Annotated in this window: 15 protein-coding genes; 8 read left to right on the top strand and 7 right to left on the bottom strand. The window is 71.9% G+C overall.

All coding sequences use genetic code 11. From position 1 onward, the window contains the following. Window positions 1-10 precede the first annotated feature (10 nt). Together ACWD1U_RS31585 and ACWD1U_RS31580 are read right to left on the bottom strand one after the other, a co-directional pair. The gene (locus ACWD1U_RS31585; RefSeq protein ID WP_451112704.1) at window positions 11-721 is read right to left on the bottom strand and encodes an ArsR/SmtB family transcription factor; all 711 of its coding nucleotides are present in this window, start codon (window positions 719-721) and stop codon (window positions 11-13) included. A gap of 59 nt (window positions 722-780) precedes the next feature. Beyond that, entirely contained in the window at window positions 781-1,422 is a 642-nt protein-coding gene (locus tag ACWD1U_RS31580; RefSeq protein ID WP_451112702.1) for a TetR/AcrR family transcriptional regulator, read from the bottom strand. A gap of 76 nt (window positions 1,423-1,498) precedes the next feature. Here ACWD1U_RS31580 and ACWD1U_RS31575 point away from each other — a divergent pair, with 76 nt between their 5' ends. The 3 genes from ACWD1U_RS31575 to ACWD1U_RS31565 all read left to right on the top strand — a co-directional run bounded on the left by ACWD1U_RS31575 (window position 1,499) and on the right by ACWD1U_RS31565 (window position 3,676). Next, on the top strand, window positions 1,499-2,650 hold the full coding sequence (locus ACWD1U_RS31575; protein WP_451112700.1) for an acyl-CoA dehydrogenase family protein: 1,152 nt from the start codon (window positions 1,499-1,501) through the stop codon (window positions 2,648-2,650). A gap of 59 nt (window positions 2,651-2,709) precedes the next feature. After that, entirely contained in the window at window positions 2,710-2,958 is a 249-nt protein-coding gene (locus ACWD1U_RS31570) for a YiaA/YiaB family inner membrane protein (protein ID WP_451112698.1), read from the top strand. A 70-nt stretch (window positions 2,959-3,028) separates the two neighbouring features. Next, window positions 3,029-3,676, top strand: coding sequence for a TetR/AcrR family transcriptional regulator (locus tag ACWD1U_RS31565; RefSeq protein ID WP_451112696.1), 648 nt, complete (start codon window positions 3,029-3,031; stop codon window positions 3,674-3,676). Here ACWD1U_RS31565 and ACWD1U_RS31560 read toward each other — a convergent pair. Next, window positions 3,667-4,128 carry a MaoC family dehydratase gene (locus ACWD1U_RS31560; RefSeq protein ID WP_451112694.1) on the bottom strand — a complete coding sequence of 154 codons (462 nt, stop codon included), beginning with the start codon at window positions 4,126-4,128 and terminating at the stop codon, window positions 3,667-3,669. The two genes, ACWD1U_RS31565 and ACWD1U_RS31560, sit on opposite strands and share 10 nt — an antisense overlap. A gap of 115 nt (window positions 4,129-4,243) precedes the next feature. Here ACWD1U_RS31560 and soxR point away from each other — a divergent pair, with 115 nt between their 5' ends. Beyond that, window positions 4,244-4,711, top strand: a complete 468-nt coding sequence (gene soxR, locus ACWD1U_RS31555) for a redox-sensitive transcriptional activator SoxR (RefSeq protein ID WP_451112693.1) — start codon at window positions 4,244-4,246, stop codon at window positions 4,709-4,711. A 423-nt stretch (window positions 4,712-5,134) separates the two neighbouring features. Here soxR and ACWD1U_RS31550 read toward each other — a convergent pair whose 3' ends face one another. Together ACWD1U_RS31550 and ACWD1U_RS31545 are read right to left on the bottom strand one after the other, a co-directional pair. Next, window positions 5,135-5,851, bottom strand: a complete 717-nt coding sequence (locus ACWD1U_RS31550) for a 3-keto-5-aminohexanoate cleavage protein (protein WP_451112857.1) — start codon at window positions 5,849-5,851, stop codon at window positions 5,135-5,137. 75 nt (window positions 5,852-5,926) lie between these two features. Then, on the bottom strand, window positions 5,927-6,529 hold the full coding sequence (locus tag ACWD1U_RS31545) for a hypothetical protein (RefSeq protein WP_451112691.1): 603 nt from the start codon (window positions 6,527-6,529) through the stop codon (window positions 5,927-5,929). Window positions 6,530-6,790: 261 nt separating this feature from the next. Here ACWD1U_RS31545 and ACWD1U_RS31540 point away from each other — a divergent pair, with 261 nt between their 5' ends. Further along, window positions 6,791-9,589, top strand: coding sequence for a penicillin acylase family protein (locus tag ACWD1U_RS31540; protein WP_451112689.1), 2,799 nt, complete (start codon window positions 6,791-6,793; stop codon window positions 9,587-9,589). Window positions 9,590-9,607: 18 nt separating this feature from the next. Here ACWD1U_RS31540 and ACWD1U_RS31535 read toward each other — a convergent pair whose 3' ends face one another. Both ACWD1U_RS31535 and ACWD1U_RS31530 read right to left on the bottom strand, forming a co-directional pair. Then, window positions 9,608-10,924: a serine-threonine protein kinase gene (locus ACWD1U_RS31535; protein ID WP_451112688.1), complete on the bottom strand. Its 1,317-nt coding sequence runs from the start codon at window positions 10,922-10,924 to the stop codon at window positions 9,608-9,610. Window positions 10,925-11,032: 108 nt separating this feature from the next. Beyond that, the gene (locus tag ACWD1U_RS31530) at window positions 11,033-12,268 is read right to left on the bottom strand and encodes an exo-beta-N-acetylmuramidase NamZ family protein (protein WP_451112687.1); all 1,236 of its coding nucleotides are present in this window, start codon (window positions 12,266-12,268) and stop codon (window positions 11,033-11,035) included. A 205-nt stretch (window positions 12,269-12,473) separates the two neighbouring features. Here ACWD1U_RS31530 and ACWD1U_RS31525 point away from each other — a divergent pair, with 205 nt between their 5' ends. Genes ACWD1U_RS31525 through ACWD1U_RS31515 form a run of 3 tightly spaced genes read left to right on the top strand, consistent with a single transcriptional unit; the run spans window position 12,474 to window position 15,530 of the window. Beyond that, window positions 12,474-13,247 carry an SDR family oxidoreductase gene (locus ACWD1U_RS31525; RefSeq protein WP_451112685.1) on the top strand — a complete coding sequence of 258 codons (774 nt, stop codon included), beginning with the start codon at window positions 12,474-12,476 and terminating at the stop codon, window positions 13,245-13,247. Next, a complete protein-coding gene (locus ACWD1U_RS31520) occupies window positions 13,244-14,908 on the top strand; it encodes a class I adenylate-forming enzyme family protein (protein ID WP_451112684.1) in 1,665 nt (554 codons plus the stop codon). Before ACWD1U_RS31525 ends, ACWD1U_RS31520 begins: the two co-directional genes overlap by 4 nt. A 28-nt stretch (window positions 14,909-14,936) precedes the next feature. Then, complete coding sequence (locus tag ACWD1U_RS31515; protein WP_451112682.1) at window positions 14,937-15,530, top strand: TetR/AcrR family transcriptional regulator; 594 nt, start codon at window positions 14,937-14,939, stop codon at window positions 15,528-15,530. The last annotated feature ends 72 nt before the right edge of the window (window positions 15,531-15,602 follow it).

Below are 15,602 nucleotides of genomic sequence, written 5' to 3'. Positions count from 1 at the left end.
CTGGGGGGAGTCAGCGCAGCGCCGCCGACTCGACGCCCAGCAGGTCGAAGAGGGCCCGTTCACCGGTCTCCGTCACCTTCACGGCCCGCTCGGAGCCGATGCGCACGCACCACCCCGTGACCAGGGCGTGCCGGCACAGGGCCGCGCCCGCGACGCCCGCGAGATGGGGACGGCGTTCGGTCCAGTCGAGACAGGCCCGGGCCAGGGGACGCCGGCCGCGCGGTTCGAGTCCGATCCCGGCCGACGCGAACCACGCCAGCCCCGCGTCGGTGAGCGCGAACCCGGTCTCCCGCAGCAACAGCCCGCGCGCCGTCAGCGCGTCGGTGACGGCGATGCCGAGCCGCCCGGCGAGATGGTCGTAGCAGGTGCGACCCCGGGCCATCGCCGAACCGGCGCTCGACTCCCGCAGGCTCCGCGGCCGCACGGCCGTGCCCGGGGAAACCTGCGCCGCCAGGTCCTCCACCAGCTGCGCGACCCGCGCGTCGGCCAGCCGGACGTACCGGTGCCGGCCCTGCCGCTCCTCGGCGAGCAGCCCGCCCGCGACGAGCCTTCCGAGGTGCTCACTCAGCGTCGACGCGGCGACCCCCGCGTGCCGCGCCAGCTCGCTCGCGGTCCACGCCCGCCCGTCGAGCAGCGCGAGCAGGCACGCGGCCCGGGTCCCGTCCGCGAACAGCGCGGCGAGCCGGGCCAGGGCCGTGGCCTGCGGGTCTCTCGGCGTCATGCCCCCAGCATGGAGCACGGACACTTCGGTCGTCGCCGAAGTGTCCCGCCGAGGTGCTCCTACGCGCTCCGCCGTACGCGTTCGTACTGCCCGGCCAGCCCGTCCAGCAGAGCCGTCAGCCCGGTCTCGAAGGCGCGCTCGTCGATCTTCTCCTGCTTCTCCGCGAGCAGGTGGGCCTGCTGGAGATACGGGTAGTCGGCCGGGTCGTAGGCGCTCGCGTCGTCCACGAAGCCCCCGGCGAAGGAGCCGAGCGCGGAGCCCATCACGAAGTACCGCATGAGCGCGCCGATGGACGTGGCCTGCGCCGGCGGCCAGCCCGCCTCGACCATCGCGCCGTAGACGGCGTCCGCGAGGCGCAGGCCGGCCGGGCGGCGGCCCGGCCCGCGGGCCAGCACCGGGACGATGTTCGGGTGGTCGCGCAGCGCGGCCCGGTAGGAGACGGCCCAGTCGTGCAGCGCCGTCCGCCAGTCCCGGCCGTCCTGGAACATCGACAGGTCCACCTGTCCGCTCACCGAGTCGGCGACCGCCTCCAGGATCTCGTCCTTGGTGCGGAAGTGGTTGTACAGCGAGGGCCCGCTGACCCCCAGTTCGGCGGCGAGCCGTCGCGTGGAGACGGCGGCGAGGCCCTCCGCGTCCACGAGCGCGCGGGCCGTCTCGACGATCCGGTCGGTGCTGAGCAGGGGCTTGCGCGGTCGGGCCATGGCGCACATAGTAGGGCTGGACCCAAAACTAGCAGCGCTAATTTAAATGTACGGTTTTCAAGTGGGGTGACTCGTGGTGAACCTGGAGCTCAGCGAGGAGCAGAGCGCCGTCCGGCAGCTCGCGCGGGACTTCGTGGAGCGGGAGATCACCCCGAACGCCGTCGGCTGGGACCGCGCCGAGGAGGTCGACCGCGCGATCGTCAAGAAGCTGGGCGAGGTCGGGTTCCTGGGGTTGACGATCGACGAGGAGTACGGCGGCTGCGGCGGCGACCACCTCGCGTACTGCCTGGTCACGGAGGAGCTCGGCCGGGGCGACTCGTCCGTGCGCGGCATCGTCTCCGTCTCGCTGGGGCTGGTCGCCAAGACCGTCGCCGCCTGGGGGAACGAGGAGCAGAAGCGGCGCTGGCTGCCCGGGCTGACATCCGGTGAGTCGGTCGGCTGCTTCGGCCTGACCGAGCCCGGAACCGGCTCGGACGCGGGCAACCTCGCGACCCGGGCCGTACGGGACGGCGCCGACTACGTCGTCAACGGCACCAAGATCTTCATCACCAACGGCACCTGGGCCGATGTCGTCCTGCTCTTCGCCCGCTCCACGGACGCCCCCGGCCACAAGGGCGTCTCCGCCTTCCTCGTCCCTACGGACACGCCCGGCCTGACCCGCCGCACGATCCATGGCAAGCTGGGGCTGCGCGGCCAGGCCACCGCCGAGATCGTCCTGGAGGACGTGCGCGTGCCGGCTTCCGCGATGCTGGGGGAGGAGGGCAAGGGTTTCTCCGTCGCGATGTCGGCCCTCGCCAAGGGCCGGATGTCCGTTGCGGCGGGGTGCGTGGGCATAGCCCAGGCGGCTCTGGACGCGGCCGTGCGGTACGCGGGTGAGCGTGAGCAGTTCGGGAAGACCATCGCCCGCCATCAGCTGGTCCAGGAGCTGCTCAGCGACATCGCCGTGGACGTCGACGCCGCCCGGCTGCTGACCTGGCGGGTCGCCGACCTGATAGACCGGGGGCAGTCGTTCGCCGTCGAGTCGTCCAAGGCCAAGCTGTTCGCCTCGGAGGCGGCCGTCCGCGCCGCGAACAACGCGCTGCAGGTTTTCGGCGGGTACGGCTACATCGACGAGTACCCGGCGGGCAAGCTGCTGCGCGACGCCCGCGTGATGACCCTCTACGAGGGCACGAGCCAGATCCAGAAGCTGGTCATCGGGCGGGCGCTGACGGGGGTCTCGGCGTTCTGAGTACGCCCCTGAGTACTTCGGCGGATGTGGCGCGGGCCACCTCGGCCGAAGCTGGCCCCATGAGTGACACACCGGGCAGCAAGCCGCAGAACACGGCCGCCTTCTACGGTCAGGCCGTCGCCTCCTTCGCCGTCGCCATGGCGGCCACCGCGATCGGCATCTACCAGCTGAGCGCCGACGCCTGGGTGCGGGCCTTCCTCGCCATCGCCGTGCTGTACCTGGTCACCTCCTCCTTCACCCTCGCCAAGGTGATCCGGGACCGGCAGGAGGGGGCGGCGTCCTCGTACACCTCTTTCGACAAGCACTGAGCTGCCGCACTAAGCGCCCGCTCACCTTCGGCGGTATGGTGGTGCCCCTGTCGGTGGAGAGGGGCGAGTGATGAGTACGGCGGAGGAGACGGCCGGCGGCGAGGCGCAGGCGTGGGGCGAGGTCACGCCCGACGCGGCGCGGCGGCTGCTGATCGCCGCGGTGGAGGCCTTCGCCGAGCGCGGCTACCACGCCACGACGACCCGGGACATCGCGGGTCGTGCCGGGATGAGCCCGGCCGCGCTCTACATCCACTACAAGACCAAGGAAGAACTGCTGCACCGCATCAGCAGGATCGGGCACGAGAAGGCCCTGGAGATCCTGCGCACCGCGTCTCGCCGCGAGGGCAGCGCGACAGATCGGCTCGCCGATGCGGTGAGCTCCTTCGTGCGCTGGCACGCGGGCGGGCGGACCACCGCGCGGGTCGTGCAGTACGAACTCGACTCGCTCGGGCCCGACGCCCGCGCCGAGATCCTCGCGCTGCGGCGTCTGGTCGACGCGGAGGTGCGCGGGATCATCGAGGAGGGCGTGCGCTCGGGCGAGTTCGAGGTCATCGACGTGCACGGGACGACGCTGGCCGTGCTGTCGCTCTGCATCGACGTGGCACGGTGGTTCAACGTCGACGGGCCCCGGACGCCGGAGGAGGTCGGTGAGTTGTACGCCGACCTCGTGCTGCGGATGGTGGGCGCGGCGGCCTCGGGGGCCGTGCGTCAGAGGTAGTAGCGCGAGACGGACTCGGCGACGCACACGGGCTTGTCGCCGCCCTCGCGTTCCACGGTGAAGGCGATCGTCACCTGGACGCCGCCCGGTACGTCGTCGACGCCCGTGATCGTCGCGGTGGCGCGCAGACGGGAGCCGACGGGGACGGGGGCCGGGAATCGGACCTTGTTCGTGCCGTAGTTGACGCCCATCCTCACCCCCTCGACCGTGATCAGCTGCGGGCCGAAGAGGGGGAGCAGCGACAGGGTCAGGTAACCGTGCGCGATGGTGGTGCCGAAGGGGCCCGTGGCGGCCTTCTCGGGATCGACGTGGATCCACTGGTGGTCGCCGGTGGCCTCCGCGAAGAGGTCGATCCGCTTCTGGTCGATCTCCAGCCAGTCGGTGTACCCCAGGTGTTCGCCCACCGCCGACTTCAGGTCGTCGACGGACGTGAAGATCCTCGGCTCTGCCATGTCGTCCAGGCCTCTCGTGTGCGGGAGTCTGCGCGTGCGCATCGCGTCTCTAAGCGACTGCTTAGCATGGTCGGCCGCGGGGGGCTCTGTCAACGGACTGGGTAAGGTTCGAGGGGTGCCCCGGATTTCAGAGCAGATCCACGAACTCACGGTCGGCCAGCTGTCGGCGCGCAGCGGGGCCGCGGTGTCCGCCCTGCACTTCTACGAGTCCAAGGGCCTGATCAGCAGTCGCCGGACGTCGGGCAATCAGCGCCGGTACTCGCGTGACACGCTGCGGCGGGTCGCGTTCATCCGCGCCGCGCAGCGCGTCGGCATCCCGCTGGCGACGATTCGCGAGGCGCTGGCGCAACTTCCCGAGGAGCGGACGCCCACGCGGGAGGACTGGGCGCAGCTGTCCGAGACGTGGCGTTCGGAGCTGGACGAGCGCATCAAGCAGCTGAACCGTCTGCGGGACCACCTCACCGACTGCATCGGCTGCGGCTGTCTCTCCCTGGACACATGCGTCCTGTCCAACCCGGGCGACGCCTTCGGCGAACGCCGGGCGGGCTCCCGCCTGATGGTCGAACGCAACGGTGGCGTGTAGCGGGCGGTCACCGTGTGCCCGCGGTCGCCCGCGGCGGCCTGCGGCGACGTGGGTGGGGGTGCGCGTTGCGCCTGACGCCGGGTGGGGTCCGGGGCCGCGCCGGGGGTGTCCCTCCTGGGAACGGCGCGATGGGCTCGGGCAACCGACTCACCCCCGTCGACGCGCCGACCGCCGCGGGCGGACACCCCCGACACGTCCTCTTCCGCGGTACGGCAGTACGGCAGTACGGCGGGCGCGGGCGCGTCGTGGCCGGCGCCGCAACTGCGCTTGTGTCGCCGGCTGCCGGCGATCGTGCCGCTGGGGCGGTACGGGCGGGTGTGGGGATCCCCGATCCCCCCTGCTGCGGCGAAGCCGAGAGCGCGGGGGAGGCACCCCGTTCCGGCGGGCTGCGGAACCCCCGGCCTCAGCGACATCGCCGAGCACCTATCCAGCCCCGTACTCCGCCATCGCCGCCGCGACCAACTCCGCGTTGGACCCGGCCAGTCGTCCATCCGGCAGACGCAGCACATCCTCCAGTCCGACCCGCGTGGCCAAGCCCAGCCCGCCCGCGAGGCGCAGCACCGGCCAGGCACCCCCGTCCTCCCCGTGCAGCAGCACGGGACGCCCGTGCGCGGGCCCGAGGTCGGACAACAAGGCCCGGGCGGACGCCGCGGCGCTCGAAGGGACCGTGTCCGTCACCTCGGCCAGGACCCTCAGCACCCTCGGCCCGAGCGGTGAGGACGCGAACCGCTGCGCCCCGTCGGTGCCGGACCAGATGCCGGCCTCCACTCCCACCCCGAGGTCCATGAGCAGGGCGGCGACCTTCTCCGCCCCCGGCTCATGCCAGTTGACCGAGGCGTGGTCGGGCAGGACGGTCCAGCCGCGGATCCGCTCCAGCCGGGCCTCGGGGTCCGGCTCGGCCCACGCCCCGGTGGTCACGCCCACCGGCACCGGCACGCGCGCGCGAATCGCCGACAGCGTCTCGGCGAGCACCCTCGGCGACAACGTGTCCCTTCCGCACGGTGTCTTGGGGTGGACGTGGATGTCCGTGGCCCCGGCCGCGACGGCATCGGCGGCGGAGTCGGCCATGGACTCGGGCGTCAGCGGCACGGCCACACCGTCGGCGGCCGCCCGCGAACCGTTCAGACACACCTGCACCATGTCGACGATGGTGCCGGCCACCACTGACAGTGGGGGTGCGGCATCCCCGGCGCACCCCCCGCGCACCCGCATCCGTCAAGCCGACACCAGCAACCTCGCCCGCCTGGCGTCCGCCAGGGCTTCGGACGTGAGCACGGGACGCGGCACCAGGATTCCGCAGTCCGCGCAGACCGGTCCCGCCGAGGGCTCGTGGTCCAGGCCGTACTTCCAGGCGAGCTGCCGCCCGTCACACACCGGGCATTCCGAGCCCGGCTCGCGCTCCAGCGCGGCGATCAGCCGGCGCAGTACCTCGGCCAGCGGTTCACGGGGGTGGACCGCCGGATCGTCGCACCACGCCACGCCGAAACCGCCCCAGGTCAGCCGGTGCCAGTCGTCCACACTGCCCGGCCTGCGCAGTCCGTCGTGCTTCTCCTTCTTGCGGCGTTCGGCGAACTCGACCTCGTAGGCCAGCCAGACCGCCCGTGCCTCCTCCAGTTCGTCCAGCGCGGCCACGAGCCGCACCGGGTCGGGGGAGCGGTCCTCGGGACCGAACCCCGCCCGGGAGCACAAATGGTCCCAGGTGGCCCTGTGCCCGTAAGGGGCGAACCTCTCAAGGCACTTGCGCAGCGAGTACCGCCGCAAGGCCAGATCGCACCGCGGATCACGGACCTGTCTCGCCAGACTCCGGAAACCGGCCATCGTCCTGCACCTCCGTCACACCTGCACCTGTAATCGGCCACTTCGGCGTCGTCGTACGGACGTCGCCGAATAGACGTATCGACAAGCGAATCGGCTCCATCCGATTTCAAATGGCCTCCATAAGCCGTCCGAAGAGGCCCGTGAGTCGACTGCCGTGGTCCGTGTGCCTGTTGTGCTGACTCCAAAAAGTGACGCTTGTTCATCTTCAATCGCGGGGATACCGGCGGTAACATCCCGCCCACCCCTCGGGAGGAGCCCCCCATGCCCCGGCGTACCCCACGCACCGTTGTCGACAGAACGAGAACTCCCAGCGGAATCCCCGGGTTCCTGAAGACCGCTTCGGTATGCGCCCTGATCGCAGGTCTTTTGTCACCGCTTGCCCCGGCGGCGGCCTCGGAAACGGAAGCCGCGCAGGTCACGGCCGCCGCGAACGACCACTGCGGCAACCAGTGTTCGGACATCCTTCCGCCCGGTCAGAACGGCAACGCCACCCTCGCCCAGATCCTCCTGAACCAGGCCTTCGGCACCCAGCCCCCGCATGCCGAGGACCAGCTCGGGCCCTATGCCGGCCTCGCCAAGGGCTACACCGGCCTCACCAATGACAAGATCAACAACTTTTTCAACGACGCGTCCTTCGGGGTCCCCGCCGATCAGGTCGCCTCCAGCGTCAAGCCCGCCGGGCGCAGTGACGTGACGATCGTCCGGGACAAGAAGACCGGTGTGCCGCACATCACCGGTACCACTCGATACGGCACGGAGTTCGGTGCGGGCTACGCGGCCGCCCAGGACCGGCTGTGGCTGATGGACGTGTTCCGGCACGTCGGGCGCGGACAGCTGACCTCCTTCGCGGGCGGCGCGCCCTCCAACCAGGGCCTGGAACAGCAGTTCTGGCGGCACGCGCCCTACACCGAGGCCGACCTCCAAGCGCAGATCGACAACGCCATCGCCACCAACGGCGAGCGCGGCAAGCTGGCCCTCGCCGACGCCAAGGCCTACCTCGACGGCATCAACGCCTACATCGATGCCTCCGACAGCGGCCGGTACTTCCCCGGCGAGTACGTCCTCACCGGGCACAAGGACTCGGTCACCAACGCCGGGAAGATCGAGCACTTCAAGATCACCGACCTGGTCGCGCTGGCCTCCGTCGTCGGCGCCCTGTTCGGCTCCGGCGGGGGCGGCGAGGTGAGCAACGCCCTGTCGCTGCTGGCCGCCCAGGAGAAGTACGGCGTCGCCGAGGGCACCAAGGTCTGGGAGTCCTTCCGGATGCGCAACGACCCGGAGGCCGTCCTCACCCAGCACGACGGCAGCTTCCCCTACGGGACCAAGCCGGACGACCCGCAGGGCGCGGCCCTGCCCGACGCCGGCTCGGTGGAACCGGAGCCGCTCGTGTACGACCGCACCGGCAGCGCCACCACGGCCAGTGCGACCGGCGCCTCCGGGCAGGCCGCTAAGGCGGCCCTGTCGTCCGCCAAGCGTGGCATGTCCAACGCCCTGGTGGTCAGCGGCGAGCACACCGCCAGCGGTCACCCCGTCGCCGTGTTCGGCCCGCAGACCGGCTACTTCGCCCCGCAACTGCTGCTGCTCCAGGAGATCCAGGGCCCGGGCATCAGCGCCCGGGGTGCCTCCTTCGCCGGCCTGAGCTTCTACGTCGAGCTCGGCCGCGGCCAGGACTACGCGTGGAGCGCCACGACCTCCGGCCAGGACATCATCGACACGTACGCCGTCGAGCTGTGCCAGGACGACTACCACTACCTGTACCGCGGCACCTGCACGCCGATGGAGAAGGTCGAGCAGAAGAACGCCTGGAAGCCGACCGTCGCCGACGGCACCGCGGCCGGTTCTTACACCATGCGCGCGTGGCGCACGAAGTACGGCCCCGTCGAGTACCGCGCCACGGTCGGCGGCAAGAAGGTCGCCTACACCACCCTGCGCTCGTCCTTCATGCACGAGGCCGACTCCATCATCGGCTTCCAGATGCTGAACGACCCGGGCTACGTCAAGGGCCCGGAGTCGTTCCAGAAGGCGGTGCAGCACATCAACTACACGTTCAACTGGTTCTACGCGGACTCCGAGCACACGGCGTACTACAACAGCGGCGACAACCCGGTGCGCGCGAACGGCGTCGACGCCGAGTTCCCGGTGTGGGCGCGGCCCGCCCACGAGTGGCGGGGCTGGAACCCGGCGACCAACACGGCCGACTACACCCCGCCCTCCGCCCACCCCCACTCCATCGACCAGGACTACTACATCTCCTGGAACAACAAGCAGGCCAAGGACTACACGACCGCGCCCTGGGGCAACGGCTCCGTGCACCGCGGCAACCTCCTCGAGAACCGGGTGAAGAAGCTGGTCCAGCAGGGCGGGGTGACCCGGGCCTCACTGGTCAAGGCCATGGCGGATGCCGGGGTCACCGATCTGCGGGCGGAGGACGTCCTGCCCGAGCTGCTGAAGGTCGTCAACAGCGCGCCGGTCACCGACCCCACCGCCGCCGCGGCCGCGAGCAAGCTCCAGGCCTGGGTCGCGGCCGGCGGCAAGCGTACGGAGACCTCGGCCGGCTCCAAGCAGTACGCCGACGCCGACGCGATCCGCATCCTGGACGCCTGGTGGCCGCTGCTGGTCAAGGCCGAATTCGAACCGGGCCTCGGCAGCGAGCTCTACGCGGCCATGACCGCCAACCTGCCCATCGACGAGTCCCCCTCGGCCGCACACGGCCCGACCGGCTCACACGCCGGAAGCTCCTTCCAGTACGGCTGGTGGAGCTACGTCGACAAGGACCTCCGGGCCGTGCTCGGTGAGCAGGTGAAGGGGCCCCTGGCCCGGAAGTACTGCGGCGACGGCAGCCTCGGCGCCTGCCGGGACACCCTCGTCAGCACCCTGAAGGAGGCGGCCGGCAAGACCGCGGCCCAGGTCTACCCCGGCGACGACGTGTGCGCGGCGGGCGACCAGTGGTGTGCCGACTCGATCAACCACCGCACGCTCGGCGGCATCAAGCACGGCAAGATCAGCTGGCAGAACCGGCCGACCTACCAGCAGGTCGTGGAGTTCACCTCCCACCGCTGACCCGAGGCGGGCGGCGGGTCAGCGGACGCGGCCCGCCACCTGCACCAGCCGGACCAGCTCCTCGTGCAGGATGTCGCTGTGCGCGCCGGCCGGCGGCCCGCCGCGTCTGACCACCGCCGCCGCGTCGACGTTCACGCACCCCGAGACGGGCAATGGCGTCCGCAGGGCCTCGGCGAGGGTGTACGCGTGCGTGCCCGGCACCGCCCGCACCCCGCCGTAGCCCATCGCGCCCCACTCGGCGCCCAGGACCCGCCCCAGGCCGAGGCCCGCGGCCGACCGGCTGTCGCCCGCGACGCGCGAGGCAAGCGGGTACATCGTGCCCAGCGCCGCGTCGTGCCGGGAGTGACAGCACACCAGGGGACCGTCGACGCGGTTCTGCTGCCCCTGGAGCACCCCTCCCGCGCGGGCGTCGTGCGGCAGCCGGGCCGCGAACGCGTAGTGCGAGAACGCCCCTTGGAGCAGCGTCACCGACTTCACCGTGCGCACGCCCTCGGGGAGCCCCCGCAGCGCGAACGACACGAGCCGCGCGCCGAAGCTGTGCCCCACGAGGTGGACCCGCACGCCAGGCGCCGCCGCCGCGAGTTGCCCGACGACCCGTCCGAGACCGCGCTCCCCGACGGTTCCCGCGCGCCGTTTCATCGCGTAGTACGTCGCCTGCCGCAGCAGTTCGTGCGCCCCGTCCCAGGGGTTCGGCAGCCTGAACCGCTGCTGTCCGCCGGAGACTTCGGGCTCCGCCAGCGCCCGCGCGAACTGCTCGCAGGCCGCCGCCGAGGACCCGGCGAACATCTCCGGCTCGCTCTGCGGCACACCCTCCGCCACCGTGTCCGCCGCGAACAGCGCCTGCGGCCCGGGCGCCACCACCTCCACCAGCAGCCGCACCAGCCGCCCGAACTCCTCCAGCTCGGCCTCCTCCGGCGGCTGCTGCTCCAGCAGCCGGGCGATCTGGTCGACCAGGATCGCCCGGCCCGGGAAGGTCTCCAGCAGCGCGTGCCGCGTGTCCTCGTCCAGCACCGGCCGTCCGGGTGCGTCGGCCGGCACGGCCCGAGGGAAGTCGGGGATCGGTTCGTCGGAGAACCGCATCGCCGGCCACAGCACCCCCACGTAGCCGATCCGGGCCGCCGGGGCGATCCGTGGGAGGGGCGCGAGGAAGCGGTCGTAGAGGCGGGTCGCGCTCGAACGGTCGTTGTTCCAGCCGTGCGCGAAGACGACCAGGTCGCGCACCCTGTGTTCGGTCACCCCGGCGAGCAGCCGGTCGCGCCGGCCGCCCGCCGGGTCCCCGTCCGCGTCGAAGACCAGCTCCCAGTAGGGAGCCACGCTCATCGCCGGATCCGCCATGACAGGCCCCCTTGTCCCCCGGGTGACGCCGCGCCGTGGGCGTATCGTCCTGCCAACGGGCGGGATTGGCCATACGTCACGGGCGCATCCAGCGCTCGGCGGCCGTGCTCAGCGGTAGAGGAGGTACCTCCGCCGCACCGCCCGGAAGGCGGCCAGTTCCTCCTGCCAACCCGCCACGACCTCGTCGGTGTCCGCGCCCGCGTCGATCATCTTGCGCACGCGGGTGGAGCCGGTGAGCTTGTCGATCCAGTTGTCCGGGCGCCAGGCGAAACCGCTCCACACCCGCTTGGCGGTCACCAGCAGCGCGATCCCCGTCCGCACCGGATCGAAGGCGGCCCGGTCCCGCACATGGACCTGCACACCGCCGATCGTCTTCCCCTGGAACTTCGAGAAGGTGGGCGCGAAGTACGCCTCCCTGAAGCGCACCCCCGGCAGGCCGAGTCCGTTCGCCTCGGCGGCCCAGCTCCCGTCGACGCCTTCCGCGCCCAGCAGTTCGAACGGCCGGGTCGTGCCGCGCCCCTCCGACAGGTTCGTCCCCTCGAACAGGCACGTCCCCGAGTACACCAGGGCCGTCGCCGGGGTCGGCATGTTCGGGCTCGGCGGCACCCAGGGCAGCCCCGAGGCGTCGTAGAACTCCGAGCGCTTCCAGCCCGACATCGTCACGGTCTCCAGCGGTACGGGCTGGTTGAGGAACTCGCCGTTGAACAGCCGCGCCAGCTCCGCGACGGTCATGCCGTGGGCCTGGGCGACGGGCTGCCGCCCGACGAACGTGGCGAACTCCTTGTGCAGCACGGGCCCCAGGGCGGCCCGGCCGGTCACCGGGTTCGGCCGGTCCAGGACCACGAACCGCTTGCCGGCGAGCTGCGCGGCCTCCATGCAGTCGTACAGGGTCCAGATGTACGTGTAGAAGCGGGCGCCGACGTCCTGGATGTCGAAGACGACCGTGTCCACCCCCGACGCGGTGAAGACGTCGGCGAGCGGACGGCCGCTCTTGAGGTACGTGTCGTAGACGGGCAGGCCGGTCGCCGGATCGTCGTAGCGGCCCTCGGAGCCGCCGGCCTGGGCGGTGCCGCGGAATCCGTGCTCGGGGCCGAAGACGGCGGTGAGGCCGACCCGGTCGTCCGCGTGCATGACGTCGACGATGTGGCGGGCATCGCGGGTGATGCCGGTGGGGTTGGTGACGATCCCGGCCTTCTGGCCGTCGAGCAGGGTGTAGCCGTCCGCCGCGAGGCGTTCGAAGCCGGTGCGCGGCTGCCCGTGGTGGCGGGCTGCGGCGGCGGTGGGCGCGGCCGACACGGCTGCCGCCGTGGCCGCCGTGAGTACGGCTCGTCTTGAGGGGCGCATGCGGTGACCTCCTTGAGCGGGGACGGCCGGCAGGGGCACGGTATGCGCTCCGTCGGGCAGTGGGGAGGCTGCGGACCGCCTGTGGCTCCTCGCGCCCCCGTGGTCCCGCCGGCCCGCGCCCGTCGGGGCGCTGCCGGTACCCCTTCCCTGGTGCATACCGACCGGTTAGTCTGGCGGCATTGCCGAGCCGCGTCCAAGGAGACCGATGGTGGGAGCCTTTCGAGGGGCTGGAGTCGTTGTCACGGGGGCCGGTGGCGGGATCGGAGCCGCGCTCGCCCGGCGCTTCGCCGCCGAGGGGGCCCGGGTCGTCGTCAACGACCTGGACGCCGAGCGGGCCGAGCACGTCGCGGACGAGGTGGGAGGCATCGCCGTGCCCGGCGACGCCTCCGCGGTCGTCGGTGACGCCCGGGACGCGCTCGGCGGTGCGGTCGACGTCTACTGCGCCAACGCCGGTGTCGCCTTCGAAGGCGGCGACGCCGACGGGCCGTTGGACGAGACGGCCTGGGCCGCCTCCTGGGAGGTCAACGTCATGGCGCACGTCCGGGCCGCACACGCGCTGCTGCCCGCCTGGCTGGAGCGCGGGAGCGGGCGGTTCGTGTCCACCGTGTCCGCCGCCGGACTGCTCACGATGATCGGGGCCGCGCCCTACGCCGTCACCAAGCACGGGGCGCTCGCCTTCGCCGAGTGGCTGTCGCTGACGTACCGGCACCGGGGCGTGAAGGTGCACGCGATCTGCCCGCAGGGCGTGCGCACCGACATGCTGGCCGCCACCGGCAGCGCGGGCGACCTGGTGCTGCGGCCGACCGCGATCGAGCCGGAGGCCGTGGCGGACGCCCTGCTCAAGGGCATCGAGGAGGACCGGTTCCTGATCCTGCCGCACCCCGAGGTCGCCGCGTACCACCAGGCCCGGGCCGGTGACCCCGACCGGTGGCTGTCCGGCATGAACCGCATCCAGCGGCAGTGGGAGGGGACCCGGTGACCGAGTCCCGTTACGCGGCCAAGCCCTGGCTCGACCTGCTCAGCGAGGCGCAGAAGGGCCCGATCAGCCCCGCCGAATCCCTCGTGCACGCCCTGCGCCGGGTCGTCGCCGAGACGCCCGAGAGCGACTTCCTGGCCTACTTCGACGGCCGTCTCACCTACCGGGAGGCCGACGAGCTCAGCGACTCCGTCGCCGGTCACCTCGCGGCGCGCGGCCTGGAGCGCGGTGACCGGGTCGCGGTGCTGCTGCAGAACTCCCCGCACTTCGTGCTCGCCGTGCTCGGGGCGTGGAAGGCGGGTGCGGTCGTCGTGCCCGTCAACCCGATGTACAAGTCGGGCGAGGTGGCCCACGTCCTGCGGGACGGCGAGGTGGCCGCCCTGATCTGCTCGGACCGGGCCTGGGAGTCGTACCTGCGCGAGACGGCGGCCGACTCGCCCGTGCGGATCGTGCTCACCGGATGCGAACTCGACTTCCAGGCACGCGGCGACGGGCGTGTGCTGGCCTTCGAGCGCCTGGCGCAGGCCCCGGACGCCGACGACCTGGTGACCGTGGCGCGGGCCGGGCACAAGGCGCCCGGGGACCGCGACCCCGGACCCTGTGACATCGCGCTGATCAGTTACACCTCGGGCACGAGCGGCACACCCAAGGGTGCCACCAACACGCACGGCAACATCATGCACAACGCCGAGCGGCAGCGGACCGGCCTGGGGCTGCCCGAGCGGCCCGTGTACTTCGCGCTGGCGCCGCTGTTCCACATCACCGGCATGGTCTGCCAGTTCGGTGCCTGCCTGAACAGCGGGGGCACGCTCGTGCTGGCCTACCGCTTCGAGGCGGGCGTGGTGCTCGACGCGTTCGCCGAGCACCGCCCGCACTACACCGTCGGCCCGTCCACGGCCTTCATGGCGCTGGCCGCCCACCCGTCCGTCACCCCCGGCCACTTCTCCTCCTTCCGGGTGATCTCCTCCGGCGGCGCCCCGTTGCCGCCCGCGCTGGTGGAGAAGTTCCGGGCCGGCTTCGGGCCCTACATCCGCAACGGCTACGGGCTGACCGAGTGCACCGCGCCCTGCGCCTCGGTGCCCCCCGGCCTGGAGGCGCCCGTCGACCCGGTCTCCGGGACCCTCGCCGTGGGTCTGCCCGGCCCCGACACGGTCGTGCGGATCGTCGGCGAGGCCGGCGAAGAAGTCCCCTTCGGCGAGCAGGGCGAGATCGTCGTCCGGGGCCCCCAGGTCGTGCCCGGCTACTGGCGGCGCCCCGACGCCACCGCTGAGACCTTCCCCGGCGCCGAACTGCGCACCGGCGACATCGGCTTCATGGACGAGCGGGGCTGGCTGTACGTCGTCGACCGCAAGAAGGACATGATCAACGCGTCCGGCTTCAAGGTGTGGCCGCGCGAGGTCGAGGACGTGCTGTACACGCATCCGGCGGTGCGCGAGGCCGCCGTCGTGGGCGTGCCCGACGGGTATCGCGGGGAGACCGTCAAGGCGTACATCAGCCTGCGCCCGGATGCCGAGACGGACCCTGACGCGCTCGCCGCCTACTGCAAGGAGAGACTGGCCGCCTACAAATACCCGCGCCAGGTGGAGATCCTGCCCGACTTGCCGAAGACGGCCAGTGGGAAGATCCTCCGTCGGGAACTGCGTTCCCGGACGCAAGGCAACTGACAGCAGGACGGAAAGGCAGGTGGCGGCAGTGCCCAGGACCACGGACTCGGACGGCACCCCCGTGCCTCAGCGGCTCCTGGCCGCCGCCACCCGGCTCTTCGCCGAGCAGGGCTATGACCGCACCTCGGTGCAGGAGATCGTCGAGGCGGCCGGCGTCACCAAGGGGGCGCTCTACCACTACTTCGGCTCCAAGGACGACCTGCTGCACGAGGTGTACGCGCGCGTGCTGCGCATCCAGCAGGAGCGGCTGGACGCCGTCGCGGGCGCCGACGAGCCGGTCGAGAAGCGACTGCGGGCCGCGGCGGCGGACGTGGTCGTGACGACCATCGACAACCTCGACGACGCGATGATCTTCTGGCGGTCGATGCACCATCTGAGCCCCGAGAAGGACAAGCAGGTCCGCGCGGAACGCCGCCGCTACCACGAGCGTTTCCGTGCGCTCGTCGAGGAGGGCCAGGAGTCGGGCGTCTTCTCCAGGGCGACCCCGGCGGACCTCGTCGTCGACTACCACTTCGGCTCGGTCCACCACCTGTCGACGTGGTACCGCCCTGAGGGTCCGCTGAGCCCGCAGCAGGTGGCCGACCACCTGGCTGACCTGCTGCTACGAGCTCTGCGCCCGTAACGGCTCGAAATGCGGGGCTGAGCCGTATCCAGCCCGTCCGGCGTTCGAGGACGAGGCCGTTCGGGGCGAACA

It is taken from the genome of Streptomyces sp. NPDC002788, from assembly GCF_053592115.1.
Note: the sequence above shows the minus strand (reverse complement) of the source record. Positions and strands in the feature narration are given on the sequence as shown.

Excerpts from the sequence above, each read along its gene's own strand:
- ACWD1U_RS31560 (WP_451112694.1), bottom strand. The coding sequence starts at position 4,128 with ATGGCAGAGCCGAGGATCTTCACGTCCGTCGACGACCTGAAGTCGGCG.
- ACWD1U_RS31565 (WP_451112696.1), top strand. The coding sequence starts at position 3,029 with ATGAGTACGGCGGAGGAGACGGCCGGCGGCGAGGCGCAGGCGTGGGGC.
- ACWD1U_RS31550 (WP_451112857.1), bottom strand. The coding sequence starts at position 5,851 with ATGGTGCAGGTGTGTCTGAACGGTTCGCGGGCGGCCGCCGACGGTGTG.
- ACWD1U_RS31535 (WP_451112688.1), bottom strand. The coding sequence starts at position 10,924 with ATGGCGGATCCGGCGATGAGCGTGGCTCCCTACTGGGAGCTGGTCTTC.
- ACWD1U_RS31545 (WP_451112691.1), bottom strand. The coding sequence starts at position 6,529 with ATGGCCGGTTTCCGGAGTCTGGCGAGACAGGTCCGTGATCCGCGGTGC.
- ACWD1U_RS31570 (WP_451112698.1), top strand. The coding sequence starts at position 2,710 with ATGAGTGACACACCGGGCAGCAAGCCGCAGAACACGGCCGCCTTCTAC.
- ACWD1U_RS31525 (WP_451112685.1), top strand. The coding sequence starts at position 12,474 with ATGGTGGGAGCCTTTCGAGGGGCTGGAGTCGTTGTCACGGGGGCCGGT.
- ACWD1U_RS31530 (WP_451112687.1), bottom strand. The coding sequence starts at position 12,268 with ATGCGCCCCTCAAGACGAGCCGTACTCACGGCGGCCACGGCGGCAGCC.
- ACWD1U_RS31540 (WP_451112689.1), top strand. The coding sequence starts at position 6,791 with ATGCCCCGGCGTACCCCACGCACCGTTGTCGACAGAACGAGAACTCCC.
- ACWD1U_RS31585 (WP_451112704.1), bottom strand. The coding sequence starts at position 721 with ATGACGCCGAGAGACCCGCAGGCCACGGCCCTGGCCCGGCTCGCCGCG.
- ACWD1U_RS31580 (WP_451112702.1), bottom strand. The coding sequence starts at position 1,422 with ATGGCCCGACCGCGCAAGCCCCTGCTCAGCACCGACCGGATCGTCGAG.